This window comes from Arthrobacter rhizosphaerae (assembly GCF_023062595.1).
Classification (GTDB): domain Bacteria; phylum Actinomycetota; class Actinomycetes; order Actinomycetales; family Micrococcaceae; genus Arthrobacter; species Arthrobacter rhizosphaerae.
This window is the reverse complement of sequence record NZ_JALLAN010000027.1, coordinates 1-25,986: the sequence shown is the minus strand read 5'-3', so window position 1 is coordinate 25,986 and position 25,986 is coordinate 1. Positions and strand designations below refer to the sequence as shown.

The window sequence follows — 25,986 nt, the reverse complement described above, 5'->3', positions numbered from 1 at the left end:
CATCGCCCTCGCACGCCGCCGCTCAGACGTCCTCTTCGCCATGCTCCGAGACGGAACCCTCTACCAGGAACCGGAACCACGGAATCTGCCGTCAGCGGCTTGACGAAAAACATAGAGGCACCCCCCCGAACACACGTGGTCACTGGCGGACGAGAGCCGCCGGTGGCCACGTGCTCCTTTGAGCCACGTGTCCGTTAAAGACGGCCTGCACCCGCAAAACCTTTGCTGCCCGGCACCGTTTATCCGGGTGAGGGCCGGTCCTGCGGGTGGGCCGTTCATGCGGGCCAAACGAACCGTGCCAAGGCAGGCAGCCAGCGGCACATTTAGCCGCTGCGGACCTGCGACGTACGCTTTCTCCATGACTCTCTCCCAACAGCAGGTCGCAGCGCTGTCAGCTGAAACGGTGGTCGTAGCCGCCGGCCGTCCGCCCCGTGAACGCAATGAACCGGTGAACCCTCCTGTAGTGCTGTCCTCCACCTACTTTGGCACCGGCCCCGTGGATTCCGGTGACAGAGGCTACGGCCGCTACTCCAACCCCACCTGGGAGCCGTTCGAGGAGGCCCTGGGCCAGTTGGAGGGCGCGGAGCTCCCGGGCTTGCTCTACTCGTCCGGCCTCGCCGCCGTCAGTTCCGCATTCTCGCTGATCCCGGCCGGGGGCATCCTGGTCATGCCAACCCATAGCTACTCTGGTTCCCTGGCCATGGCGCAGGAGTTGGCAGGCAAGGGGTTCATTGAACTGCGGACCGTGGACATAGCGGATACAGAGGCCGTCAAGGAACAGCTGTCACCCGGCGAAGGCAAGGCGGCCAACATGCTGTGGCTGGAAAGCCCCACCAATCCGATGCTTGGCATTGCCGACATCGCCGTCCTGGCCGACGCCGCCCATTCCGTTGGTGCACTGGTGGTAACCGATAACACCTTCTCCACCCCTTTGGTGCAGCAGCCACTCGCCTTCGGCTCCGACGTCGTGCTCCATTCGGTGACCAAGTACCTCGCCGGACACTCCGATGTTGTGCTGGGCGCCCTCGTGACGTCCGACGCCGGCCTGCGGGAGACGCTGCTGCAGCACCGGTCCATCCACGGCGGGATCGCCGGGCCCTTTGAGGCCTGGCTGGCCCTCCGGGGGCTGCGCACTCTTGCTCTGCGGATCGAGAGGTCCCAGGCATCAGCAGCCGTTCTGGCCGAAAGGCTCGGCGCCCATCCGCGCATCGAGAGCATCCGGTATCCAGGGCTGGAATCGGACCCGGGTCACGAGCGGGCCAAGGCCCAGATGAAAGGCTTTGGCTCCATCATCAGCGTTCAAATAGCGGCGTCGCCTGGCCTCAGCGGTGAGGATGCGGCTGATCGGGTCATTGCCGCCCTTGATTTGTGGCTGCCGGCAACATCCCTGGGCGGGGTGGAATCCTTGATGGAACGCCGCCGCCGCCACACGGCAGAGCCGGCGAGCGTCCCCGATAACCTGCTGCGGTTGAGCGTGGGGATTGAAGATGTGGAGGACCTTTGGGCTGACGTGGCGCAGGCGCTGGACGCTCTGGACAGTTAGGCTGGGGTAGTGGACGGAAAACTGATGATTATGTATGTCGAAAACGGAGTGTTTTACCTCCTGGCCCTTATTGCCTTCGGCATCGAGGCGTGGGCGTTCTTTGATTGCCTCCGTCACCGGGCCAACGCCTTTGAAGCCGTTGCAAAGCGGACCAAGACGTTCTGGCTCGCAATGACTGGCGTTGCTTTTGCCATCGGTGCATTGTCGGTCTTCACCGGAGTCAGGGGTGGGCTCTTCGGAACCCTTGGCATCTTCGGGCTTGCGGCCGTCACAGCCGCTTCCGTTTACCTGGCTGATGTCCGCCCTGCGGTTAAGGATGCGGGACGGGGTGGAAGCAGGAACACCGGCCCTTACGGATCCTGGTAAGCCAGGCTCCCTGGCGCCGCGTTACAGGTCAGAGTCCGGGCGCCACTGCTTCCCAATTCACGGTAATTTCCCCCAAACGCCAGCGCGAGGGACCATCCTGAACCGGCCACCCGTCGTCGCGCAACGCCTTGCACATCGATATCCAGCGCTGCCGGTTACCGAAGGGCTGCAATGGTGCGGAATCAACCCAGGCCTTGTCCATTGCCTGGAGCAGGGAATGGACCGCCTCACCGGGAACGTTGCGGTGGATCAGGGCTTTCGGCAACCGTTCCGCCACCTCTGACGGCAGGTCGAAGCTGCCGAACCGCAAGGACATACTGAGGCTCAGGGGTCCTTGGCCGCCGACCGCGATCCAGGTAACCCGCCGTCCGATCTCGTCGCAGGTGCCGTCAATGAACAGGCCTCCGGGTGAAAGCCTGCCCTGCACCAGCCTCCAGATGCCTTCGACGTCGGCTTCTTCATATTGACGCAGCACATTGAACGCACGCACCAGTACCGGCTGGCCCTCCACCGGAAGCTCGAAGCCACCCAGCAGAAAACCAAGACCAGGCCGTTCAAGGGCCTTGGCTGCGCGTACCCGTTCCGGTTCGATCTCGATTCCCCAGACTCGGACGTCGGGGCGGACGGTGGAAAGGCGGTCAAAGAGCTCGACGGCGGTCGCCGGCGTAGCGCCATACCCGAGATCGATCACGAGGGGATCCCCGGCGGAACGCAGGCGCCAAGCCTGGGGACCGGTAAGCCAACGGTCCAGGCGGCGCATACGGTTGGGATTGGTGGTGCCGCGGGTGATGTTGCCGATCGGCTTCCCCGCCCGTGCAGGTTTCCCGGCCCTCGCCAACGGAGCCGCTCTGTCGCGGGTTCCGAAGGGTGCCGTCACCCGCTCTGCTTTCTGCACCACCTTGCAAGGGTATCCGGCCTTCAGGCAATGGGATGTAACGCTCGGCAGCACGCATAGCCGCTCGGCTAGGATGAAAACCATGACTTACAAGCTGATTCTGCTGCGCCACGGCCACAGCGAATGGAACGCCAAAAACCTTTTCACCGGCTGGGTGGACGTCGACCTTAATGAGCAAGGCCGTGAGGAGGCAGCTCGGGGCGGAGAGCTCCTGGTAGAGAACGATATTCTCCCGGACATTCTTTACACCTCGCGCCTGAAGCGTGCCATCAACACGGCCAATCTGGCACTTGAGAAGGCCGATCGTGGCTGGATCGACGTCAAGCGTGACTGGCGCCTCAACGAACGCCACTACGGCGCACTGCAGGGCAAGGACAAAGCCCAGACCCTCGCTGAATACGGCGAAGAGCAGTTCATGATGTGGCGCCGCTCCTACGACACGCCGCCGCCGCCCCTCGATGCCGGCTCCGAATTCTCCCAGGTCGGAGACCCCCGGTACGCGGACCTCGGCGACGCCGTACCCCGCACCGAGTGCCTCAAAGACGTCCTGATCCGTCTGATGCCCTACTGGGAATCCGACATCAAGGAAGACCTCAAGAAGGGCAAGACCGTTCTGGTCACTGCCCATGGCAACTCGCTGCGGGCCCTGGTCAAGCACCTCGACGGCATCAGCGACGAGGACATCGCGAGCCTCAACATTCCCACGGGCATTCCGCTGGTCTATGAGCTGGATGAGGACTTCCAGCCCCTGATCCCGGGTGGCACTTACCTCGACCCCGAGGCAGCAGCTGCGTCCATCATGGCGGTCGCCAACCAGGGCAAGCGGTAGGGCTTCGTAAAACGAACGACGACGGGCGGCCCACTCAGTGGACCGCCCGCCGTCGTACTTTTCTGCTTGCCCTCAAAAGGCCCGGAGTCAGGCGTTTTCTGAGCTGTTCGGCTGCCAGGCGCCGGTCACAAGGTAGGTGACCTTCTGGGCCACCGACACTCCATGGTCAGCGAACCGCTCGAAGTACCGGCTGGCGAGAGCGACGTCGACCGTAGTCGCGGGGGACTCGTGCCAATCACTCCGGGCGATCGCCTTGAAGACGCTCAGGTGGAGGTCGTTGACTATGCTGTTGGCCTTGAGGATGTCACGGGCGACTTCCAGGTTGCGGGTCTCGAGGAGTTCCGTGAGCTTGTTCGCGATCAGTATGTCCTGCTCGGCGAATTGCTTGAAAGTCTCGGACAGGTGGCCGGGAATTACATTGGCCGGGAACCGAAGCCTCGCCAGCTGGGCAATATGCCTGGCGAGGTCGCCCATGCGTTCCAGCGAAGCGCTCATTCGAAGGGAACCCACGATCATCCGGAGGTCGCTGGCTACCGGCCCCTGCAATGCAAGGATGTCGATGGCCCGCTCGTCCAGGCTGTTCTGCAGGAAATCGATCCGTGCGTCCGCGGCGATAACATCCTGGGCGAGGTCGACGTCGGCGCCTTCAAAGGCCGTCGTCGCCTTCTCTGTGGCCTCGGTGACCAGCTTCGAGATTTCGACGAGCTGTTCGCCCACCTGGGTCAGCTCTTCCTGAAAAACCTTACGCACTAGGCGTCCTTTCCTTTGAAACTGTGCAAGCCACCAGTGTGACCGGCAGGTTTCGTGTCACCGTTCCGGCAGTCCAACTGATAACTCTGTCACCGTCCGGTGAACTGTTAGGCGTCTATAAGTGAACGTTAGCTGAACCGGCGGCTCAATCGCAGCTATTGCCCGTTTCCCACGCGTTGTACCGCATAAGCTGGAGCCGTGGATCCTATGCTTATCGGTGTTATTGCCGGCCTGGTCGGGCTGGCGTTGGGCATTTTTGGCGTCCTCGCGTACCGGATCAGCGAGCAGCAGCGGAAACTGGTCGATGGCGACTTCGATGAGCCTGCCCTGCCCCATGGTGCCGCGGAAGTCCTGGCCGTGCTCGGGCGGGCCTTCCTCGTGGTAGATGCAATTGATGGCGTCGTGCGGGCAAGCCCCGCCGCCTACGCCTATGGGCTGGTCCGCGGCCATACCGTTGTGCACAAGCAACTGCTGGACATGACGGCGAGGGTCCGTCGGGACGGCGTGATCCTGGAGGAACTGCTGGAGCTGCCTCGCGGCCCGTTGGGGCAGGGAACCATCGTTGTCCAGCTCAGGGCGGCAATGCTCGGTGAGGAGTACATACTGCTGCTGGCCGACGACCGCACTGAGATCACCCGGACCGAGGAGATCCGCAACGACTTCGTCGCAAACGTCTCCCATGAGCTGAAGACTCCCGTCGGCGCCATCTCCCTGCTTGCGGAGGCGCTCGAAGCTTCGCCTGATGATGAGAAGGCCGTGCGGCGCTTCGCTCAAAGGATGCACAAGGAATCAGCCCGGCTGGCAGCCCTCGTGCAGGACATCATCGAACTGTCCCGGCTGCAGGGGGCGAACGTGGCCCAACAAGGCCATCCTGTGGACATCAACTCGGTGATTACCGAGGCCGTCGACCGATCGCAGTTGCCAGCCGAGAGCAAGAACATCGATATTGTGATCGGCGGACGGGTGGAAGCCATGGTTTTCGGCGACCAGGACCTGTTGGTCACGGCACTGCGGAACCTGATCGACAACGCCATCCGTTATTCCCCCGAGAACACCAGGGTGGGCATCGGCGTCAAAGCCAGCGAAGGCCTGATCTCGGTGTCCGTGACGGATCAGGGCGACGGACTTACACCCGAGGATCAGGAACGGGTGTTCGAGCGGTTCTACCGTGTTGACGCGGCCCGCTCCCGCCATACCGGAGGAACGGGGCTGGGTCTTAGCATCGTCAAGCATGTCGTCTCGAATCACGGAGGCGAAGTGACGCTGTGGTCCCAGCCCGGCCAAGGGTCCACGTTCACCTTACGGCTTCCCGAAATGGAAGGGCAGGACGACGGCGACGCAGCCGACTCCGCCAAGCCCGCCGAAGCGGCCGTGCCTGGCCGCCAGAAATCATCACAACGACGCGACGCCGCAGGCGTCCATGAGCAAGGAGCCAGTGCTTGAGCCGGATTCTGATTGTTGAGGACGAGGAATCGTTCAGTGACCCCCTTTCCTTCCTGCTGGGCAAGGAGGGTTTCGAGGTGGAGGTGGTCGATAACGGTTTGGATGCCATCACCGAATTCGACCGCAACGGCGCCGACCTGGTACTGCTGGACCTTCAGCTGCCGGGCCAGTCCGGCACGGAGGTCTGCCGCCAGCTCCGCCAGCGTTCCAGTGTGCCCGTCATCATGCTGACCGCCAAGGACTCTGAAATCGACAAGGTGGTGGGCCTGGAGCTGGGGGCCGACGACTACGTCACCAAGCCATACTCCTCACGCGAATTGGTTGCCAGGGTTCGGGCCGTGCTGCGACGCCAGGCGGAACCCGAGGAACTGATCTCCAACACCGTGCAGGCCGGGCCGGTCAGGATGGACGTGGAGCGGCACGTCGTCAGTGTGTCCGGGGCTCAAGTGTCCCTTCCCTTGAAGGAGTTTGAATTGCTGGAGATGCTCCTGCGCAACTCCGGCCGGGTGCTGACCCGTGGCCAGCTCATTGACCGCGTGTGGGGATCCGACTACGTGGGCGACACTAAGACTTTGGATGTCCACGTCAAGCGGCTCCGCAGCAAAATTGAGCCGGACCCGTCAAACCCGCGATACCTGGTCACCGTGCGGGGCCTTGGCTACAAGTTCGAACCGTAAAAAGTCCGGAAACGAAAAGGAGCGGCTCCCCCACGGGGGAGCCGCTCCTTTTCGTCGCGTGGCGTTACGCCTGCGGGAAGGTCAGTGGCTGGCGCTGCTGGTCGGCATGGGCGTGGACTCCGGGGAGGCCGTGCCGGTGGGTTCGCTGCCCTCCGGCAGGAATTCCTTGTATTCCGGGAGCGTGGCATCCAGTACGGGAACCTTTGCTTCGCCGGCCTGGCCGGTTCCGCTTTCCTTGAACTTAACCTCAACCAGGGATCCGGGGATACCTCCTGTGGTGCTCAGGATGGCGGGGTCCGTGCTCTCGTTCAGCAGCGCGTAGGAGTTCTTGGCTACGGGGATCTCGGTCTGTGAGCCGGCCGCGCCATTGAGGGTGAGCTTCACGTCATTCGATGAGGAGTTGTAGATAGCACCGATGACGCGGCCGGGCTGGTCCTCGCCTGTGGAGACGATCATCAGGTTTCGGATCTGCAGCGGTCCAACGTCGGTGCGGATTCCGTCGGACGCAGAGTACTGCTGGGCGGTCTGCTGAGGGTTGATGTAGCCGCAGCCTGTCACTGACAGCAGGCTGACACCAAGAGCGGCAGTAGCCATTACAAGCCTGCCGCGCCGGCCCCGGATGATCGCAGTGAAACGCACGTCAAGTACTCCTCGAGAGTTTGAAACATTATTCAGGCCATAGCCTAGCCGCAAACACCATGAAACGAGGATTCCGGCTGTACATAATAGGCCCCATTTCGAGACCTGGCCGGAAGTGATTCGTGAGTAGCGGCGGTCACCTGGAGATCCTTGGCAGCGCTGGCCGCATGCACTATTATCCGCATCCGTCAAGGGGTCGCAAGGACCTGATTCGGCCTCTTTTCCCTGTATTCATGCGGTTGCAGGGCCCCTTCAGTGCCGGTCATATGCCTGAATCGTGATAAACTGGTCTGCGGGAAAGGGGAAAGTCCACATGGTTTTTGAGGTCGGCGAGACAGTAGTTTACCCTCACCACGGTGCAGCCAAAATTGAAGAAATCAAGATGCGCACTGTCAAGGGCGAAGAGAAGATGTATCTCAAGCTCAAGGTGGCTCAGGGTGATCTGACCATTGAAGTTCCAGCAGAGAACGTTGACCTTGTTGGGGTCCGTGACGTAGTGGGCAAAGAAGGTTTGGAGCACGTTTTTGATGTGCTGCGAGCCGAGTTCACTGAAGAGCCCACCAACTGGTCACGTCGTTATAAGGCAAACCTGGAGAAGCTTGCTTCCGGGGACGTCATCAAGGTAGCAGAGGTCGTTCGTGACCTTTGGCGCCGTGATCACGACCGCGGCCTTTCCGCAGGCGAGAAGCGCATGCTGGCCAAGGCCCGCCAGATTCTGATTTCAGAACTGGCACTGGCTGAAAAGACCGACGAAGAGAAGGCTGCCAGCGTTCTCGACGAGGTTTTGGCTTCCTAAGAATTGAACCCCGGTGGCAAGGTGCCGCCGGGGTTTCTTTTTGCCCTGTTCCGGCTGCCGTGGGCGAGCGCCACGTAGTGTTGTGCCCATGAGTTCACCACACGAATCAGCGGCAGCAGGATTGGATTCCGGAGCCGCCTCAGTCACGCCCGCCGTCGCAGTCGTTGTTGTTGCTGCAGGATCCGGGCAGCGGCTTGGTTACGGCATCCCTAAAGCGCGCGTCCCGCTTGGCGGCGAGCCCATCCTGATGCATACCCTGCGGGGCATCGTTGCAGCAGGCGTCGCCCGCCAAATTTGCATCGCGCTGCCGAAGGGGGACGGGGAACTCCGCCGATTGTGCGAAGAGTTCAGCACCGAACTCGTGGACGGCGGGCCTCTGCTGACCATGGTGGACGGTGGCGCTACCAGGGCTGATTCTGTCCGGGCGGCCCTTCGTGCCGTTGAGAGCGGTACTGATGCGGTCCTGGTCCACGATGCAGCCCGCGCGCTCACCCCGGAGACTGTTTTCCATCGGGTAGTGAACGCGCTGGCCGCGGGTGCCGCCGCCGTGATCCCCGTAATCCCAGTGGTGGACACCGTCAAGACCGTCGCCGTGACCAACGGCGACGACGCACGGATCGCTCCGGAAATCGTTACCGGTACTGCTCCCCGTGAAGATTTGCGGGCAGTGCAGACACCTCAGGGCTTCGAGTTGGCCACGTTGTTGCGCGCGCACGAGGCAGCCGAGAGCTTTGACGACGAGCAGTCCGCGGCAATCACTGACGATGCCATGCTCGTGGAGCTCCTCGGAGTCCCCGTGCACGCCGTCCGCGGAGCCAGCCAGTCACTAAAGATCACCACCCCGCTGGACCTCATCCTTGCCGAGGGATTGCTCGAAGGCCCCTTGGGTATCCGCTGGGTGGAGGGCTGACATGGCTAAATCAGGGCCCATCATTCCGCGCACAGGCATCGGGATAGACGTTCATGCCTTCGCACCCGAAAACGAGCCGCGTGAATTATGGCTGGGCGGGCTGCACTGGGAAGGCGAACGCGGCCTCGCCGGCCATTCGGACGGCGATCCTGTGGCGCATGCCGCGGCTGATGCACTCTTTTCCGCAGCGGGGGTGGGCGACCTCGGAACACACTTCGGAACTGGCCGGTCTGAATTGGCTGGCGCATCCGGTGTGACCTTGCTGGCCGAGGCAGCGAAAATCGTTCGGGCCGAGGGCTTCGAGATCGGCAACATCGCCATTCAGTTCGTGGGCAACCGGCCTAAGTTTGGTCCCCGGCGCGAAGAGTCCCAGGCGGTGCTCAGCAGTGCAGCAGGAGCGCCTGTCAGCGTCAGCGCCACCACCAGTGACGGTCTGGGCTTCACCGGCCGCGGAGAAGGCATTTCCGCCATGGCCACTGCTCTCGTCTACCGCACCATCTGAAAACCCGGACGCAGCCCGGAAGGCCTGTGCCCGAGCTTTCGCCTACCCTTAATGACTGACCCTGCTTCATACCCCTCAGGAGACTTCCCGTGAACAAGCCGCTGGCCGCCGTCGTACTTGCTGCAGCAGTACTGTTGACTGGCTGTTCAGGCTCCCCCAAGATGAGCGTGGAGGAAAGCTGCAAGTTCCTCAGCGGCGACACCTTTGTGCCAAGCGGCAACGAGCAGCAGAAGGCCGATCAGATCGCCAAGCACTATCAGGAAGTCGCGGACAAGGTGGCTCCGGAAGTTGCGGAACCCATCCAAAAAATGGCGGACATCATGAAAAAGGCAGCTGGCACTTCGCTGGGCACCAAGAGTGCTGAACAGACCCAGCAGCTCACGGAGCAGAACAACAGGATCGGCGAGGTCTGCAAGTAAGGGACTGCACCCATCGGCTAATCTGGAGCGGTGACCCTCCGCTTTTACGACACCGCGTCCGCCGAAGTCCGGAACTTCGTTCCCCTGGTACCTGGCAAAGTGAGCCTGTACTACTGCGGTGCCACGGTTCAGGGCATGCCCCACGTCGGGCACATCCGCTCCGCCATCGCCTTCGACCAGTTGACACGCTGGCTGCAGTACAGCGGTTTCCGCGTGACCGTGGTCCGCAACGTTACAGATATCGATGACAAAATTCTCGCCAAATCCGCTGCCTCTTTCGAGCCCGACTTCGAGGACGAGGACGGCTCTGTGCGCGAGGAAGAGTGGTGGGCCCTGGCCTACCGGTACGAGCAGGAGTTCCTCAAGGCCTACGACACCCTCGGCGTTTCCCGGCCCACTTACGAGCCACGTGCCACTGGCCATATTCCCGAAATGCACGCCCTCATCCAGGAGCTGGTTGACCGCGGTCATGCCTATCCTGCGCTCGATGGCTCCGGTGACGTCTACTTCGATGTCCGCTCCTGGAGCAAATACGGCTCCCTGACCCGCCAAAGCATCGATGACATGCAAGGCGCAACCGATGCTGATCCCAGGGGCAAACGGGATCCGCGGGACTTCGCCCTGTGGAAGGGCCATAAAGAAGGGGAGCCGACGACGGCAAGCTGGGTTTCGCCGTGGGGCGCCGGCCGCCCCGGCTGGCACCTTGAATGCTCGGCCATGGTCACGAAGTACCTCGGCACAGAGTTCGATATTCACGGCGGTGGCCTCGACCTGCGTTTTCCTCACCATGAAAACGAGATGGCCCAGTCACAGGCGGCCGGCCACAGCTTCGCCAACTTCTGGATGCACAACGGCATGGTCACCTATGAGGGTGAAAAGATGTCCAAGTCTGTTGGAAATACCGTCAGTCCGGCGGAAATGCTGGAGCTGGCGCCGCCGCGCGTCGTCCGATACTACCTGGGGCAGGCCCACTACCGTTCGATTCTGGACTACCGGCCTACGTCGCTTCAGGAAGCTGCAGCGGCTGTTGAGCGGATTGACGGGTTCATCGCGAAGGCAGGGGCAAAGCTGGGCTGGACCAGCGGGCCGGCGAAGCTGCAGGAGCAGCCTTCAACGGAGTGGCTGCAGATCTTTGCGGCAGCCATGGATGATGACCTGAATGTCCCGCAGGCCCTGGCAGCCTTGCACGATGCGGTCCGCACCGGGAATACGGCCCTTGCCAACGGCGAAGACCTGACCGCCCAGGCTGCTTTGCACAGCGTCCTGGTCATGACCGGGGTTCTGGGTTTGGACGCGGTGCAGATGCCAGAAGCGACCCAGGGCAAGGAACACTCGGCCCTCACCGAACTCGTCGAGGCACAATTGGAGGCAAGGGCGGAGGCCCGTGCCAACAAAGACTGGGCAAGGTCTGATGCCATCCGGGACACCCTCAAGGCGGCGGGCGTCATCGTCGAAGACGGGCCTGACGGTGCCACCTGGAGCCTGCAGCGGGACTGACGGGCAAGGCCCAGCGGGCCTGGAACTCGATTTAACTTGATTCAGTAGACTGGTATGCAGACTTAGTCAACACAATCAAGGGTGGAACTCATGGCCAACAACGGTCGCCGGTCGGTCAAAGCAAAGAAGGGCCCCACCGTCGGTACGGGTGGTCACGGCCGCAAAGCCCTCGAGGGTAAAGGCCCGACGCCCAAGGCGGAGGACCGTCCGTATCACAAGGCGCACAAAAGCAAGCAGTTGTCCGAAAGGTCGGCAGCGAAGCGCGGAACTGGTGCCCGCAGCGCCGGGGCCGCACGGACCGGCCCCAAGGGAAGGGCTACTGAAGAAGTAGTCACCGGCCGCAATTCCGTGGTCGAAGCCCTCCGCGCCGGCATCCCGGCCAAGGCTCTCCACGTTGCCGTCCGCATCGAGATGGACGATCGCGTCAAGGAATCGCTGAAGCTTGCTGCCGAGCGGGGCATCCCGCTGATGGAGACTGGCAAGCCGGAGCTTGACCGCATGACCGAAGACGCAGTTCACCAGGGCCTGGTACTGCAGATTCCGCCCTACGAATACCAGGACGCCTACGATCTCGCAGAGCAGACCGTTGACCGCTGGAAAAAGGGCCATGTAGCCAACGCGCCCCTTTTTGTTGCCCTCGACGGCATCACGGACCCTCGTAACCTCGGGGCCATCATCAGGTCCGTCTCCGCGTTCAGCGGCCACGGCGTCATCGTCCCGGAACGCCGCTCCGTCGGAGTCACAGCCTCTGCCTGGAAGACCAGCGCCGGAGCCGCCGTTCGCGTCCCTGTTGCGCGTGCTGCCAACCTGAACAACGCCCTGAAGCAGTTCAAGAGCATGGGCATCTTCGTCTTGGGCCTCGACGGCGACGGCGACGTTTCACTGCCGGACCTGACCCTGGCCACGGAGCCCGTCTGCATCGTCGTTGGCTCCGAAGGCAAGGGCCTCAGCCGCCTGGTCCGTGAAAATTGCGACCAGATTGTCTCCATCCCCATCGACTCGGCCATGGAATCGCTCAACGCTTCCATGGCGGTGGGCATTTCGCTTTATGAAGTGTCCAGGCAGCGCGCCACAAAGTAAGCCGCAGCGGGAAACCCTCCCTCACGTTTCGCAACAAAAACAGAAACCCTCCCTCACGTTTCGCAACAAAAACGGAAACCCTCCCTCACGTTTCGCAACAAAAACGGAAACCCTCCCTCACAATAAAAGTGGCGGAGGGTTTCTCCGTAAGAAGCCACCGCCAGCCAATAATTAAGTGGATAAGACGGTCCATTTGTTCCGTCCCGCTAAGATTTAATCGATGGTCATGCCGCTACTGGACACAGCTTCAACCGTAGACGCCTCACGGGCGTTTCCCCTCGGTGTTAGCGTTCATCGCACGGGTTCCCCTGCGATGGACGGATACAACCATGCCTCCGTGAACGTCGCTGTCTACGCGCCCGGCGCCTCAGCATTGGAGGTTGCCTTCCAGCCACCCGGCGGAAAATGGCAGCTGGCCGCCCTGCCAAACCTCACCAACGGCGTCCACCATGGCGTGGTGGAGGGCATGCCCGTGGGCTCCCGTTACGGCTTCCGGACGGTTGAGGGAGAGCGGGCGCTGCCACTTTCGCTTCCCACCATTGATTTTGACGACGCCGGTGATCAACCTCTACTGCTTGACCCCTATGGTCGGGCAGTGGACCAGCGTGAACGGCTGATTACAAGCGTCCGCATGGCCAACGGTTTCGACTGGGGATCCGACAGGGGCCCCCGGGTACCTTGGCGCAATACGATCCTCTACGAAGCGCACGTCCGTGGCCAAAGCATGCTGCACCCGGACATCCCGGAGGAACTGCGTGGGACCTACGCCGGCATGGCGCACCCTGCAATGATTGAGCATTTGACCGGCCTCGGTGTGACATCTATCCAGTTGCTGCCAGTGCACTTCCACCTGGACGAGCCACACCTTCAGAACCTGGGGTTGACCAACTACTGGGGCTACAACAGTGCCGCCTTCTTCGCGCCCCATCCCGGGTACGCCACCCAGGCCGCCCAACAGGCGGGTCCGCATGCCGTGCAGGACGAGTTCAAGGGCATGGTGAAGCTCCTCCACGCTGCCGGACTCGAGGTGATCCTCGACGTCGTGTACAACCACACGGCGGAAGGCGGGCGCGACGGGCAGACCCTCAGTTTCCGTGGACTGGGCGAGATGCAGTATTACCGCAATGACGGCAACGGGAGGTACATCGATACCACTGGCTGCGGCAACACACTGAACTTCGGGGAGCCCCGCGTCGTGCAGCTCGTCCTGGATTCGCTCCGGTACTGGGTGGATGAATTCCATATCGACGGTTTCCGTTTTGACCTTGCCGTGACGCTCTGCAGGAATGCGGCCAACGACTTTGACCCGGGGCATCCGTTCCTGGTGGCAGTCGCAGCGGATCCTGTTCTCTCTGAAACCAAGCTGATCGCCGAACCCTGGGACGTTGGCTACGGCGGCTGGCAGACGGGCCGCTTCCCGCCGGGCTGGGTGGACTGGAATGACCACTACCGTGACGCCCTGCGCTCGTTCTGGCTTGCGGATCGTGCCGCTATCAATGCCGGCGGACATGGCGGCTCCGTTGCTCGGCTGGCCGACTCAATTTCCGGTTCCGCCAGCCTGTTCGAGCCCTCGGGGCGTACCAGGATGGCGTCCGTCAACCTCATTACTGCCCACGACGGCTTTACGCTTGCGGATCTGGTGTCCTATGACCGTAAGCACAACGAGGCAAACGGCGAGCAAAACCGCGATGGCCACGGAGACAACCGCAGCTACAACCATGGATTCGAAGGCCGCACCGAGGATGAAGCCATCCTCGCAGAACGTGCGCAGACCAGCCGTAACCTCATGGCTACGCTAATGATCTCTATGGGGGTTCCCATGCTGACGGCGGGCGATGAAATCGGCCGCACACAGCAGGGCAACAACAACGCGTATTGCCAGGACAACCCCCTCACCTGGCTGGACTGGACCAACACGCCTGAAAAGCATGCCATGCTGCGTACCACAAAGCGTGTGATCCGTCTGCGCAAGGAATTCCTGGCCAGTCAGCCTCATGACTACCCGACACGGGACAAGCAGGCGTACCTGCATTGGTTCGACGAGAACGGCGATCCGATGTCTATGGAGCGCTGGAACGACCCCCAGCACCGCGTTGTGCAGCTTCTGCTGGGCTCCGAAGACGGACAGGTGGACGGTCTGGTAGTCATCAACGGAAGCAATCAGGACTTCAAGATCAGGCTGCCCGAGGTCCTCAATGAGGAGGGCACAGGAAAGCGCGCCTTCGAGCTGCGCCTCACAACTTCCTCGCTCCATGACCGCCGCCAGGGTGCCATGGTGTCTTCCGGCGAGCGGGATGTGCTCCAAGCGAATACGATCAGTATTTACCGGACCTGAGCCCCTTCGGACGCCTGATCGGCTCCTGTTTGCTTATATTTTTGGTTGAACGTACGTTAGGGCACTTGTGAAGATCTATTCAGCTGACACCTGGACCATCGAGGAATTAATGGCCCAGGCCGACGACGCCGGGCGGCGCTTACTGGTGATCCCCGCGGCCGACACCAAGCGGGCTGTCCTGGCGACGTTTGGCGAGGCCCTGGACTTTCCCGAATACGATGCCCTGGATCTCGATGACCTGAACGATTCACTCCACGATTTTGCTGACGCCGTGGCTGAAAACGGAAACAAACCGGTCACCGTTATCTGGCAGGTACCCGCCTCATTCCGCACAGACCGGTTCTTCGCCATCATCTGCGAGACCCTCCAGGACGCCGAAAGCTACGCAGGCAAGGATTTGGCTGTAATCACGGTCTGCCTGTAGGTCGCGACTGACTGGTCCCGTGGCTGAACTTTCGCCCTTGCAGGTCAGTTATCCGGAAGCGTGCGTCTAAGGTGGGCCCCCGCCGTCAGGGTTCCCTGGCCGAGCTTGCGAGGCTAGGGGATGGTGGGGAGGAACGAGCGAGCACTCGGAGGATGACTGACCTGCAAGGCTGTTCTGATCAGGCGTTGACGATCAGGCCGAGCTCGGCCTTGGAAGCCAAAGCCTCATGCTTCGGAAGTACCCGCACCGTGTAGCCAAACGAACCTGAGCGGTCGATCAGCAGGGAGCCGCTGAAGAGGTGCCGGCCCTTGCCGAGATCTTCCTTAGCAACGAGTTCCACCACAGTGATGTCGGCCAGTTCGTCCGTCTCTTCAGCCCGGCCGTAAGCAACCTCCACGTACACATCGTCCGGTGACAGCTCATGAAGGGCCACGTAGGCGTTCACCTGCAGGGTGTCGCCGATCTGGGGGTCCTCGGATACACCGACGGAGTCAACGTGCTCCACTTGGATCAGCGGCCAGGCGGCCCGGATCTTTGAAGTCCAGGCGGCGAGGCCCTTAGCCTGCGAAAACGAGTGCGCCGTGGCGGACCGGCCCGCAACCGCGGCCGGCCGATACAAGATGTTGACGTAGTCCTGCAGCATCCGGTCGGCCGAGACCGCAGGTCCCAGGTGTGCGATGGTGTGCTTGATCATTGACACCCAGTGGGTGGGAACTTTCTCGGGCCCGGTCTGGGAGGGACCCGCCGCCCCTGCGCCTTCAGACACGGTGGAACCATAGAACCGCGGCGCCACTTGGGTCTCGAGCAACTCATAGAGGGCAGCAGCCTCGATGTCGTCGCGTTCCTCGGGAGAGGCGTCGTTATTGGCCGTCGGGATGGCCCAGCCGTTCTCGCCGTCATACATTTCATCCCACCAGCCATCCAGCACCGAGAGGTTCAGCGAGCCGTTGATGGCAGCCTTCATTCCCGACGTTCCGCAGGCTTCCAGCGGGCGCAGGGGATTATTGAGCCAAACATCGCAGCCAGGGAAAAGCGTCCTGGCCATTGCAATGTCGTAGTTCGGCAGGAAGGCGATCCGATGCCGCACTTCGGGATCATCGGTGAAGCGGACCAGGTCCTGGATCATCTTCTTGCCCGCATCGTCGGCAGGATGGGATTTGCCGGCGATAACCAGTTGAATGGGATGGGTCTTGTGGAGCAGCAGCGCCTTCAGCCGGTCAGGTTCACGCAGCATCAGCGTCAGGCGTTTGTAGGTGGGAACGCGCCGGGCAAATCCGATCGTCAGCACATCCGGATCCAGCACGGAATCGGTCCACCGGAGCTCCGCGTCGGCCGCACCCCGCTTTTTCCACGAGGCACGGAGCCTGCGCCGCACATCCTCCACCAGAGACACTCTCATCTCACGGCGAAGGGCCCAAACGTCCTCGTCGCTGACGTTATAGGCCAGGTCCCAGCGGCCGGCGGCCTCCGCTTCAGCGCCAAACTGCTCCCTGGCCAGTTTGGAGACCCGTCCGTCCACCCAGGTGGGAACGTGGACGCCGTTGGTAACTGACGTGATGGGAATTTCTGAATGGTCAAAGCCCGGCCAGAGCGCTGAGAACATTTCACGCGAAACCACACCGTGCAGTTTTGCTACGCCATTGGCGCGCTGTGCCAGGCGCAGGCCCATCACCGCCATATTAAAGACGGACGCATTGCCGCCTGCGAAGTTTTCGCGGCCCAGGTCCAGGATTTTCGAAACGGGAACGCTGGGGGCCAGGCCGGCTTCGAAGAAGTGCTGGATCTGGGAAGCCTCGAAGCGGTCGATTCCCGCAGGCACGGGAGTGTGGGTAGTGAAAACAGTTGACGCCCTCCCGGCTGCCAGAGCTTCCTCCCAGCTGAGCGGGTGTTCTGACGACATGAGCTCCTGGATGCGTTCAATTCCCAGGAATCCGGCGTGGCCTTCATTCGTGTGGAACACCTCAGGTGCGGGAATGCCCGTGAGCCGCTGGTAGGCGCGGAGTGCCTTGACTCCGCCCATGCCCAGCAGGAGCTCCTGCTGAAGTCGGTGGTCCCCGCCGCCGCCGTACAGCCGATCTGTGATGCTGCGGGCGGCGTCATCGTTTCCGGGAACGTTGGAATCCAGCAGCAAAAGCGGAACGCGTCCGACGTCGGCACGCCAGATATGCGCCAGGAGGCGCCGGCCGTGGGGGAGGGGAAGCGAGATCTGCAGGGGCTTGCCGTTGCCGTCGGGAGATGCTTCCCGCAGCAGCGTCAGGGGGAGCCCGTCGGGATCCAGGACGGGGTAGGTTTCCTCCTGCCACGCGTCACGGGACAAGGACTGCTTGAAATAGCCTGCCTGGTAAAGCAGGCCAACGCCGATCAGTGGAACGCCAAGATCCGAGGCAGCTTTCAGGTGGTCGCCGGCCAGGATCCCGAGACCGCCCGAATACTGGGGAAGCACTTCGGTGATGCCGAATTCGGGGGAGAAATAAGCGATGCAGGCCGGGGCGTCTTCGCCAAGGCCCTGGTACCAGCGGGGTTGTTCGAGGTAACGGTCCAGGTCCTCGGCCGCCTCCTGGACCCGGCGGACAACGTCCTGGTCAGCGGCCAGCCGCTGAAGTTCCTCGCGGCTCACCAGCCCTAGGAATGTCACCGGATCGTTGGAGCTTTCGCGCCAGATCCTGGGGTTCAGACCTTCAAACAGCTCACGGGTGGGGCGATGCCACGACCAGCGTAAATTGCCCGCCAATCGGGCAAGTGGTCGGATCGACTCCGGAAGAACGGTTCGGACTGTAAATCTGCGGATTGCCTTCACCTGCGCCACACTAACGGACAACTCGGACTCGTCGGAACATGTGGAGGTTTCATTTGTGTAAATGACGAATCGCTGAGTCAAAAAAAGATCGCTTCCTTAGCATTTCAGCGGATTTCTCGATAACGTCGAGCCTGTGACTAATTCCCGAACCAGTGCCGCATCCAAGCAAAAGCCCAAGGCTCTGATCACGGACGGCCTGCAATTCGGCCGTTTCCCGATCACGAATGTGAAGCCCGTTGTTGAGGGCGGGAAGTTCCCCGCCAAGGCCCTGCCAGGCGAAGACCTGGTGGTGGCTGCCACCGCCTTCCGCGAAGGCCATGACCAGCTCGGCGTCAGCGCAGTACTCCTGGACCCCAAGGGCAAAGAGCGGCAACGGGTCCGGCTGTTTCCGCCCCGCGGCGACCGCGGGAAGGGCACAGACCTATGGGAAGGCATCCTGACACCGGCCTCCACCGGCAACTGGTCTTTTGTAATCGAGGCCTGGAACGACCGTTACGGAACCTGGCACCATAACGCCGAGGTCAAGGTTGAGGCCGGCATCGACGTGGAGCTCATGCTCGCCGAAGGTGCCGCAATCCTGGCCGAAGCCGCGGAGGACTCCAGTCGGAACTCCGCCGATCGGCGCACACTTCGCACCGCAGTCGTGGTGCTGTCCGATACGTCGCTGTCCCCCGAGGAACGCCTGGCTGCCGGCTTCAGTGCGGACGTAGCCGCCGTCGTCGAACGCCAGCCCATCAGGGACCTTGTCACCACCTCAGAGCAATTCCCCCTCCTCGTGGAGCGCGACCTCGCAGGCCGCGGCGCCTGGTACGAATTCTTCCCCCGCTCCGAAGGCGCGGTCCGGAACCACGAAACCGGCGAATGGATATCAGGAAATTTCCAGACCGCCGCTAAGCGCCTTGAAGCAGTGGCCGCAATGGGATTCGACATCATCTACATGCCGCCCATCCACCCCATCGGCGTGCAGCACCGCAAGGGGCCCAACAACACGCTGATCGCCGGGCCCACCGACCCCGGTTCGCCTTGGGCCATCGGAGCCAAGGAAGGCGGCCATGACGCCATCCACCCGGACCTTGGTACGTTCGAAGACTTTGACTCTTTTGTGGCCCGAGCCGGCGAACTGGGCCTTGAAGTTGCACTGGACCTGGCCTTGCAGGCAGCCCCGGACCACCCTTGGGTGCAGTCACATCCGGAATGGTTCACAACGCGGGTGGACGGCAGCATTGCCTACGCCGAGAACCCTCCGAAAAAGTACCAGGATATTTTCCCCCTGAATTTCGATAACGACCCCTCTGGGCTTTCGAACGAGATTCTTCGCATTGTGCTGTTGTGGGTGAGCCACGGGGTCAAGATTTTCCGTGTTGATAACCCGCACACCAAACCGGTCTGGTTCTGGGAATGGCTCATCCGCAAGGTCAACAAAAAGCACCCCGAGGTTGTTTTCCTGGCCGAGGCCTTCACCCGGCCGTCCATGATGCACGCATTGGGCCGGGCGGGTTTCCAGCAGTCCTACACGTACTTCACGTGGCGCAATACCAAGACTGAACTGGAGGCGTATTTCCAGGAGGTCAGTCACGAGTCGGCCGCCTACTTCCGTCCCAACTTCTTCGTCAACACGCCAGATATCCTCACGGAGTACCTGCAGTACGGAGGTCCGGCAGCCTTCAAGATCAGAGCCACCCTTGCGGCAACGGCAAGCCCCATCTGGGGAATGTACGCCGGCTACGAACTGTATGAGCACGTAGCCCGTCCGGGTGCTGAGGAGTACATCGACAACGAGAAGTTCGAGTACAAGGCCCGCGACTGGGATGCCGCCGCTGCCTCGGGGCGGACACTGGCGCCGTACATCACAAGGCTCAACGAGATCAGGCACACCCACCCTGCCCTTGGCGACCTGCAGAACCTGACCCTGCACCAGAGCACAGATGAAGCCACCATCGTGTACTCCAAGCACAAAACCCTCCCTGACGGCACCAAGGACACCTTGATCATTGTGGTCAACGTGGATCCCCACAGCGCCCGTGAGAGTACCGTGGCGCTGGACCTGGCCGCCCTGGAGCTCGATCCGGAAAACCTCATGCCTGGCGGCGGGTTCCGGGTGGACGACCTGGTCACCGGCGAGAGTTATGAGTGGGGGGAGTACAACTACGTAAGGCTTGACGCGCACATCGAACCTGCCCACATCTTCAGCATCCGGAGGTAGCCTAGTGAGTTTCAGCCCGCAGAACCCTACCCATCACTTCACGCCCAAGAGCAGCTTCGAGCTGAACGCGCCCGGACTACCCCACGATCCAATGTGGTACCGGAAGGCGGTCTTCTACGAGGTTCTAGTCCGTGGGTTTGCAGACGGCAACGGCGATGGCTCGGGGGACTTTCACGGACTGATCGAAAAGCTCGACTACCTGCAGTGGCTCGGTGTGGACTGCCTCTGGCTGCCGCCCTTCTTCCAGTCTCCGCTGCGCGATGGCGGGTACGACATCTCGGACTACAACTCCGTGCTGGACGAGTTCGGCACCATCAGCGACTTCAAGCGGCTAGTGGCAGAGGCCCACGCCCGCGGAGTCCGCGTGATAATCGACCTCCCGCTGAACCACACGTCCGATCAGCATCCCTGGTTCCAGGAGTCGCGGAAGGATCCGGACGGGCCGTTCGGAGATTTCTACGTGTGGAGCGACACGGATGAAAAGTATCAGGACGCGCGCATCATCTTCGTCGATACAGAAGAGTCCAACTGGACCTTCGACCCCATCCGACGGCAGTTTTTCTGGCACCGCTTCTTCAGCCACCAGCCGGATCTGAACTTTGAGAACCCCCGGGTCATCGATGCACTGTTCGACGTCGTGAGGTTCTGGCTCGACCAGGGCATCGACGGTTTCCGTGCTGATGCGATTCCCTACCTCTATGAAGAGGAGGGGACCAACTGCGAAAACCTGCCGGCAACCCACGAGTTCCTGCGCCGGCTCCGGAAAATGGTGGACGAGAACTATCCCGGCCGCGTCATCATCGCTGAAGCGAACCAGCCACCCAACGAGGTGGTGGAGTACTTCGGGACCGAGGAAGAGCCCGAATGCCACATGGCCTTCCATTTCCCCATCATGCCCCGGCTCTACTACGCACTTCGGGACCAGAAGGCGGCACCCATCATCGAGACGATGAGGGATACGCCGGACATTCCCGAAGGTGCCCAATGGGGAACATTCCTGCGGAACCATGATGAACTCACCCTCGAGATGGTCACAGCGGACGAACGCGCAGCCATGCTGGGCTGGTACGCTCCGGATCCCCGGATGCGGGCAAATATCGGCATTCGGCGCAGGCTTGCCCCGCTCCTGGACAATTCGCGTTCCGAGATCGAGCTCATCAATGCGTTGCTGCTCTCCCTGCCTGGAAGCCCGTTCCTGTACTACGGGGACGAGATCGGCATGGGGGACAACATCTGGCTCGAAGACCGCGACGCTGTGCGGACTCCGATGCAGTGGAACCCGGACCGCAACGCCGGCTTCTCCCATGCTGATCCGGGCAAGCTGTACCTGCCGGTCATTCAGTCCCTCGTGTATAACTACTCCATGGCCAACGTGGAAGCTGAGGCTGCGCACTCGGGCTCGCTGCTGCGGTGGACCCGGCAAATCCTGAGTGTCCGCCGGAACCATCCGGCCTTCGGGCTCGGTGGTTTCCGGCACATTGAAGCGGATCACGACGTCGTATTGGCATACCTGCGCGAACTTCCGGAGGGCAATTCGGCAGGCGAGGACGGCGAGACCATTCTGTGTGCCTTTAACCTCTCGCAGCATCCTGTTGCCACCACGCTCCGGGTCCCACAACTGGCCGGCCGCGGGCTCCGTGACGTCTTCGGTGGCCAGATGTTCCCGCCCATCGGTGACGATGGAAACCTTACGCTCACCCTGGGAAGCCACGACTTTTTCTGGCTGAGGGTACGTTCGGCGGCGTCCAACCCATCGTCCCCCTACACCCAGGCGATGCCGATCCTTTCCATCGAGGGCTGACATGAGGACAACAACACTCAATCCGCCACTCAGCGAACTCCTCACGGCCTGGCTTCCGTCCCAACGGTGGTTCCCGGTTAAGGGCGCAGACTTTTCCCTTGCGCCCGCGGGTGGGCTCACCTTGACTGACAGGGAAGGCAGCGTCGGTCATGAAGTGTTCATGGTCGCCGTCACCTACTCAACTGCAGACGGCGCCAGCCGCACGGATGTGGTTCAAGTGCCCCTCAGCTACCGTGATGAACCATTGCCGGGAGCCGATTCGGCACTCGTCGGCGAAAGTGTCCACTCGGATCTGGGACACCGCTGGATCTACGACGCCGTCCATGATCGCGACTTCATTTCTTCGTGGCTGGACCTGATGCGGACCGAGAACACGGCCCCGGGGGGCACTGCCCAGGGCCACCTTGTCCCCTCAGGTTTTCGCTTGCCGACGGCGGAGGGCAAGGTCCGGGTCCTCTCCGGTGAGCAGTCCAACAGTTCCGTCATCGTGGACGACGGCGAATCGGCAGCAATCCTGAAGTTCTTCCGTGTTCTTACCGCAGGACGCAACCCCGAGGTGGAGGTGGGGGCAGCGCTGACGGCTGCCCGCACCTTCGAAGTCCCGGCCACCCTTGGCTGGGTCACCGGGCAATGGGAATCGCCGGGGTTGGGCACAGGAGAACCCGTGCAGGGAGAACTCGCCGTTGCCCATGAATTTCTTGCAGGGGGACTGGATGCCTGGCGCCTTGCTGTGGATGCTGCCACCAGCGGTAAGGATTTCTCCAGGGAAGCCCATGACCTTGGGGTGGCTACAGCCACGGTGCACCGCAGGCTCGCTGAGACCCTGGGGCTCACGGCTGAGGCATCCTCCGGTCAGGAGATCGCGCCTGGAGTAGCCCAGCGTGTGCGGCAGTCCTGGGTGGAGGCGGGCACCGCCGTCGGGCCGTACGACGACGAACTGGCGGTCCTGCTCAAACACTTGGATGGTTGTGAGGCAGGTCCGCTGCAGCGGATCCACGGGGACCTCCACCTGGGGCAGATTCTGCAGGTCCCTGGGACAGGAGAAGATCCCGCCCGCTGGGCGATTTTGGATTTTGAGGGTGAACCGCTGCGTCCTATTTCAGAACGCAACCAGCCTGACGTCCCCCTTAGGGACGTCGTGGGCATGCTGCGGTCATTCGACTACGCTGCCGGTGCGGCCGTCCGTGAAAAAGCAGGAACCGAAGTACCCGTTTCCTGGGTGGATGACTGCGCCGAGGCGTTCCTTGCCGGCTATGCGGAGGTCACACCGGGAACGATTGACCGCGAATCCCCCTTGTTCGTGGCATTGTGGCTGGATAAGGCACTTTACGAAGTCGTTTATGAATTGCGGAACAGGCCGGGTTGGCTGGCCATTCCAGTGAACGCATCCCAGCGTCTCCTCAGCAGTACAGGCTCCGGCACATCCGCCGGAGCGGCAGCGGAAGGTAACAAGAACATGACAGGCTCAGCACGCACCGAACGGCCCGGGGCGCCTCTACACGTGAACCCCGACGTCCTGGCGAAAGTCGCTGCGGGGGAGTATCACGCTCCCCACTCGGTCCTGGGTGCACACCTGGACGATCACGGCCACGTCACCATCAGGTCGGTGAAGCACCTCGCCGAGGCTGTTTCCGTTGTCACTGCTGCCGGAACTTTCCCCATGTCCCACGAAGGGCACGGCGTATGGGTCGCTGTCTTGGATCCGATTGATCCCGGCCATGTTCCGGACTATCGGCTCGAAGTAACCTACGAGGACCGGCTGCCGCAAGCAACCGACGATCCCTACCGCTACCTTCCGACTGTCGGGGAAGTGGACCTGCACCTCATCGGCGAAGGCCGCCACGAGAAGCTGTGGGAAGTACTCGGAGCGCACGTTCAGAATTACGCCTCGTCGTTGGGAGAGATCCATGGTGTCTCCTTCGCCGTCTGGGCACCGAACGCAGAGGCCGTACGCGTCAAGGGTGATTTCAACGCGTGGGACGGCCGGGAGTACTCGATGCGCTCGCTCGGTTCCTCAGGCGTGTGGGAACTCTTCATTCCCGGCGTTGTAGCAGGAGCGTGCTACAAATTCGAAATCAAGACCAAGGCCGGTCATTGGGTCGAGAAGGCTGACCCGTTGGCTTTCGGCACGGAGGTTCCGCCCCTGACGGCGTCACGTGTTGTTGATTCCACGTACAACTTCCAGGACGCCGAATGGATGGCTGCCCGGGCGGAGCGTGACCCGCACAACTCGGCCATGAGCGTTTACGAAGTCCACTTGGGCTCCTGGCGCGTGGGACTTGACTACCGCCAGCTGGCCAAGGAGCTCGTGGAGTACGTGAAGTGGCTTGGCTTCACGCACGTTGAGTTCATGCCTGTGGCTGAGCACCCGTTCGGCGGATCCTGGGGTTACCAGGTCACATCGTATTTCGCCCCCACCTCACGGTTCGGGCACCCCGATGAATTCCGCCATCTCGTCGATGCCCTCCACCAGGCAGGCATCGGTGTCCTCCTGGACTGGGTACCTGCGCACTTCCCCAAGGATTCATGGGCGCTGGCGCAGTTCGACGGTCAGCCCCTCTACGAACACGCTGACCCCAACCTGGGCGAGCACCCCGATTGGGGAACACTCATTTTCGACTTCGGCCGGACTGAAGTGCGCAACTTCCTGGTATCCAATGCCCTCTATTGGCTGGACGAGTTCCACATCGACGGGCTCAGGGTCGATGCCGTGGCATCCATGCTCTATCTGGACTACTCCCGGGAAGACGGCCAGTGGCAGCCCAACAGGTTCGGTGGCAGGGAAAACCTGGAAGCCATCTCCTTCCTCCAGGAAGCCAACGCCACCGTCTACAAGACACACCCCGGTGCTGTCATGATCGCGGAGGAATCAACAGCCTTTCCCGGAGTTACCGCGCCCACCAGCCACAGCGGACTGGGGTTCGGGCTCAAATGGAACATGGGGTGGATGCACGATTCGCTGAAGTACATCTCCGAAAACCCCGTCAACCGTAAGTGGCACCACGGCACGGTCACGTTCTCCCTTGTCTATGCCTTTACGGAGAACTTCCTCCTGCCCATCAGCCACGATGAAGTTGTGCATGGCAAGGGCTCGATGCTGCGCAAGATGCCCGGCGACCGCTGGCAGCAGCTGGCCAATCTCCGCGCGTTCCTCGGTTTCCAGTGGGCCCATCCCGGCAAGCAGCTCATTTTCATGGGCACCGAATTCGGCCAGGAAGCAGAGTGGTCGGAACAGCATGGTCTTGACTGGTGGCTGGCCGACATCCCTGCCCACCGTGGAGTCCAGCTCCTGACCAAGGACCTGAACGAGTTGTACAGCTCGACGCCGGCTCTGTACCAGCGCGACAATGAGCCCGGCGGCTTCCAGTGGATCAATGGCGGCGACGCTGATCGGAACGTGCTGACGTTTATCCGCTTTGATACCAAGGGAAGTCCGGTAGTGGTCGCTGTGAACTTCTCCGGCGGCCCGCATCAGGACTTTGTGCTCGGGGTCCCGTCAGCAGGCGCCTGGGAGGAAGTTATCAACACGGACGCGGTTGCCTATGGTGGTTCGGGAGTGGAGAACAAGGGGACCCTGAAAGCGACTGGTCCCGGGGTTGACGGGCAACCGGCGAGCTTGAGTGTGACGCTGCCTCCGCTGGGTGCTGCTTACTTCAAGCCTGTTGCCGATACCCTGCCGGGTTTGCCGCCGGCCATCGTGATGTAAAGCGGGATGTAGCGAGCGGTCAGCGGACCTGGCACCGCTGCCGCGAACAACCACGGGAGCCCGGAATCGAGACGATTCCGGGCTCCTTTCAGTTGGCTGGCCCAGGGGGCGGGGACGTTTTGTCTCCAGGGCAAAGTGGTGGTAACGTTAATACCCGCGCTGCTCCCCGGAGTTGGTCGGTGAAGATGATTCAGAAGCCTCTGGCAAGAATGAGTCAGGATCCCCGATTTGACAAGGGTGAAGCTAGCGGGTAAGTTTGAAAAGTTGCTCCGGAGCGATCTACGGCTGTGAAATGTTGTGGTGGTGCCGGGTGTGTCTGTTGTTTGAGAACTCAATAGTGTGCCAAGTTTGTTGATACCAATTGTTTTATTGAT

The 25,986-nt window shown here is 61.8% G+C and carries 20 protein-coding genes; 16 read left to right on the top strand and 4 right to left on the bottom strand.

Annotated features, from left to right (window positions below; all coding sequences use genetic code 11):
- Positions 1–358 precede the first annotated feature (358 nt).
- Entirely contained in the window at positions 359–1,543 is a 1,185-nt protein-coding gene (locus tag MU551_RS22760; RefSeq protein ID WP_247048843.1) for a trans-sulfuration enzyme family protein, read from the top strand.
- Between the two features lie 9 nt (positions 1,544–1,552).
- Positions 1,553–1,909 (top strand): DUF2516 family protein, encoded by a 357-nt coding sequence (locus MU551_RS22755; protein WP_247048842.1) that lies wholly within the window; start codon positions 1,553–1,555, stop codon positions 1,907–1,909.
- Between the two features lie 28 nt (positions 1,910–1,937).
- Here the strand turns inward: MU551_RS22755 and MU551_RS22750 are convergent, their stop codons facing one another.
- The gene (locus MU551_RS22750; RefSeq protein WP_372489915.1) at positions 1,938–2,807 is read right to left on the bottom strand and encodes a class I SAM-dependent methyltransferase; all 870 of its coding nucleotides are present in this window, start codon (positions 2,805–2,807) and stop codon (positions 1,938–1,940) included.
- A 79-nt stretch (positions 2,808–2,886) separates the two neighbouring features.
- Between MU551_RS22750 and MU551_RS22745 the strand changes: the two genes are divergently transcribed.
- Positions 2,887–3,633, top strand: a complete 747-nt coding sequence (locus tag MU551_RS22745; RefSeq protein ID WP_247048841.1) for a phosphoglyceromutase — start codon at positions 2,887–2,889, stop codon at positions 3,631–3,633.
- Positions 3,634–3,720: 87 nt separating this feature from the next.
- Here MU551_RS22745 and phoU read toward each other — a convergent pair whose 3' ends face one another.
- On the bottom strand, positions 3,721–4,383 hold the full coding sequence (gene phoU / locus MU551_RS22740) for a phosphate signaling complex protein PhoU (protein ID WP_247048840.1): 663 nt from the start codon (positions 4,381–4,383) through the stop codon (positions 3,721–3,723).
- A 207-nt stretch (positions 4,384–4,590) separates the two neighbouring features.
- On the opposite strand from phoU, the gene MU551_RS22735 reads away from it, so the two are divergent.
- Entirely contained in the window at positions 4,591–5,826 is a 1,236-nt protein-coding gene (locus MU551_RS22735) for a sensor histidine kinase (protein ID WP_247048844.1), read from the top strand.
- Positions 5,823–6,503 carry a winged helix-turn-helix domain-containing protein gene (locus MU551_RS22730; protein ID WP_247048839.1) on the top strand — a complete coding sequence of 227 codons (681 nt, stop codon included), beginning with the start codon at positions 5,823–5,825 and terminating at the stop codon, positions 6,501–6,503. The genes MU551_RS22735 and MU551_RS22730 overlap by 4 nt, the downstream gene beginning before the upstream one ends.
- 81 nt (positions 6,504–6,584) lie before the next feature.
- Here MU551_RS22730 and MU551_RS22725 read toward each other — a convergent pair whose 3' ends face one another.
- Complete coding sequence (locus MU551_RS22725; protein ID WP_247048838.1) at positions 6,585–7,142, bottom strand: hypothetical protein; 558 nt, start codon at positions 7,140–7,142, stop codon at positions 6,585–6,587.
- Positions 7,143–7,455: 313 nt separating this feature from the next.
- Between MU551_RS22725 and MU551_RS22720 the strand changes: the two genes are divergently transcribed.
- The 8 genes from MU551_RS22720 to MU551_RS22685 all read left to right on the top strand — a co-directional run bounded on the left by MU551_RS22720 (position 7,456) and on the right by MU551_RS22685 (position 15,105).
- On the top strand, positions 7,456–7,938 hold the full coding sequence (locus MU551_RS22720) for a CarD family transcriptional regulator (RefSeq protein ID WP_026266570.1): 483 nt from the start codon (positions 7,456–7,458) through the stop codon (positions 7,936–7,938).
- A gap of 88 nt (positions 7,939–8,026) precedes the next feature.
- Positions 8,027–8,848, top strand: coding sequence for a 2-C-methyl-D-erythritol 4-phosphate cytidylyltransferase (ispD, locus tag MU551_RS22715; protein ID WP_247048837.1), 822 nt, complete (start codon positions 8,027–8,029; stop codon positions 8,846–8,848).
- A 1-nt stretch (position 8,849) separates the two neighbouring features.
- Positions 8,850–9,350 (top strand): 2-C-methyl-D-erythritol 2,4-cyclodiphosphate synthase, encoded by a 501-nt coding sequence (gene ispF / locus MU551_RS22710; protein WP_247048836.1) that lies wholly within the window; start codon positions 8,850–8,852, stop codon positions 9,348–9,350.
- Positions 9,351–9,439: 89 nt separating this feature from the next.
- The gene (locus MU551_RS22705; protein ID WP_247048835.1) at positions 9,440–9,769 is read left to right on the top strand and encodes a hypothetical protein; all 330 of its coding nucleotides are present in this window, start codon (positions 9,440–9,442) and stop codon (positions 9,767–9,769) included.
- Between the two features lie 30 nt (positions 9,770–9,799).
- Positions 9,800–11,266, top strand: a complete 1,467-nt coding sequence (gene cysS / locus MU551_RS22700) for a cysteine--tRNA ligase (RefSeq protein ID WP_247048834.1) — start codon at positions 9,800–9,802, stop codon at positions 11,264–11,266.
- Between the two features lie 90 nt (positions 11,267–11,356).
- Positions 11,357–12,346: a 23S rRNA (guanosine(2251)-2'-O)-methyltransferase RlmB gene (gene rlmB, locus MU551_RS22695; RefSeq protein ID WP_247048833.1), complete on the top strand. Its 990-nt coding sequence runs from the start codon at positions 11,357–11,359 to the stop codon at positions 12,344–12,346.
- A 220-nt stretch (positions 12,347–12,566) separates the two neighbouring features.
- Entirely contained in the window at positions 12,567–14,681 is a 2,115-nt protein-coding gene (gene glgX, locus MU551_RS22690; protein WP_247048832.1) for a glycogen debranching protein GlgX, read from the top strand.
- Between the two features lie 67 nt (positions 14,682–14,748).
- The gene (locus MU551_RS22685) at positions 14,749–15,105 is read left to right on the top strand and encodes a barstar family protein (RefSeq protein ID WP_247048831.1); all 357 of its coding nucleotides are present in this window, start codon (positions 14,749–14,751) and stop codon (positions 15,103–15,105) included.
- A 178-nt stretch (positions 15,106–15,283) separates the two neighbouring features.
- Here MU551_RS22685 and glgP read toward each other — a convergent pair whose 3' ends face one another.
- Positions 15,284–17,902: an alpha-glucan family phosphorylase gene (glgP, locus tag MU551_RS22680; RefSeq protein ID WP_247048830.1), complete on the bottom strand. Its 2,619-nt coding sequence runs from the start codon at positions 17,900–17,902 to the stop codon at positions 15,284–15,286.
- 133 nt (positions 17,903–18,035) lie between these two features.
- Here glgP and MU551_RS22675 point away from each other — a divergent pair, with 133 nt between their 5' ends.
- The 3 genes from MU551_RS22675 to MU551_RS22665 are packed head-to-tail and all read left to right on the top strand — an operon-like array spanning position 18,036 to position 25,612.
- Positions 18,036–20,105, top strand: coding sequence for an alpha-1,4-glucan--maltose-1-phosphate maltosyltransferase (locus MU551_RS22675; RefSeq protein WP_247048829.1), 2,070 nt, complete (start codon positions 18,036–18,038; stop codon positions 20,103–20,105).
- Between the two features lie 4 nt (positions 20,106–20,109).
- Positions 20,110–21,906 carry a maltose alpha-D-glucosyltransferase gene (gene treS, locus MU551_RS22670; protein WP_247048828.1) on the top strand — a complete coding sequence of 599 codons (1,797 nt, stop codon included), beginning with the start codon at positions 20,110–20,112 and terminating at the stop codon, positions 21,904–21,906.
- 1 nt (position 21,907) lies between these two features.
- Entirely contained in the window at positions 21,908–25,612 is a 3,705-nt protein-coding gene (locus tag MU551_RS22665; protein ID WP_247048827.1) for a 1,4-alpha-glucan branching enzyme, read from the top strand.
- The last annotated feature ends 374 nt before the right edge of the window (positions 25,613–25,986 follow it).

What these genes read in the sequence shown, in the direction of transcription:
- MU551_RS22760 (WP_247048843.1), top strand. Translation starts at nt 359, where the DNA reads ATGACTCTCTCCCAACAGCAGGTCGCAGCGCTGTCAGCTGAAACGGTG.
- MU551_RS22745 (WP_247048841.1), top strand. Translation starts at nt 2,887, where the DNA reads ATGACTTACAAGCTGATTCTGCTGCGCCACGGCCACAGCGAATGGAAC.
- MU551_RS22735 (WP_247048844.1), top strand. Translation starts at nt 4,591, where the DNA reads ATGCTTATCGGTGTTATTGCCGGCCTGGTCGGGCTGGCGTTGGGCATT.
- MU551_RS22720 (WP_026266570.1), top strand. Translation starts at nt 7,456, where the DNA reads ATGGTTTTTGAGGTCGGCGAGACAGTAGTTTACCCTCACCACGGTGCA.
- ispD (WP_247048837.1), top strand. Translation starts at nt 8,027, where the DNA reads ATGAGTTCACCACACGAATCAGCGGCAGCAGGATTGGATTCCGGAGCC.
- ispF (WP_247048836.1), top strand. Translation starts at nt 8,850, where the DNA reads ATGGCTAAATCAGGGCCCATCATTCCGCGCACAGGCATCGGGATAGAC.
- rlmB (WP_247048833.1), top strand. Translation starts at nt 11,357, where the DNA reads ATGGCCAACAACGGTCGCCGGTCGGTCAAAGCAAAGAAGGGCCCCACC.
- glgX (WP_247048832.1), top strand. Translation starts at nt 12,567, where the DNA reads ATGGTCATGCCGCTACTGGACACAGCTTCAACCGTAGACGCCTCACGG.
- MU551_RS22665 (WP_247048827.1), top strand. Translation starts at nt 21,908, where the DNA reads ATGAGGACAACAACACTCAATCCGCCACTCAGCGAACTCCTCACGGCC.